Annotated in this window: 1 protein-coding gene; it reads right to left on the reverse strand. The window is 57.6% G+C overall.

Going from position 1 to position 271, the window contains the following annotated elements:
- Window positions 1-271, reverse strand: a 271-nt coding sequence (locus tag BK660_RS31890) for a histidine kinase dimerization/phospho-acceptor domain-containing protein (protein ID WP_148057544.1), incomplete at both ends; no start/stop codon positions are given.

Here is a 271-nt window from a genome sequence, read left to right on the forward strand (position 1 = left end):
GCTTTTCTGCAACAGATGGGTGAAACCGAGAATGCCGTTGAGCGGCGTGCGGATCTCGTGACTCATGTTGGCGAGGAATTCGGATTTGATCCGACTGGCTTCCAGCGCCTCTTTGCGCGCCAGGTCCAGTTCAATGTTCTGGATCTCGATGGTTTCCAGATTCTGGCGCACGTCTTCGGTGGCCTGATCGACACTGTGCTGGAGTTCTTCGCGGGCATTTTGCAGGGTGCCGGCCATGCGGTTGATGCCCGACGCCAGCTCATCCAGTTCC

This window comes from Pseudomonas brassicacearum (assembly GCF_003732265.1).
GTDB classification, from domain to species: Bacteria; Pseudomonadota; Gammaproteobacteria; order Pseudomonadales; family Pseudomonadaceae; genus Aquipseudomonas; species Aquipseudomonas brassicacearum_D.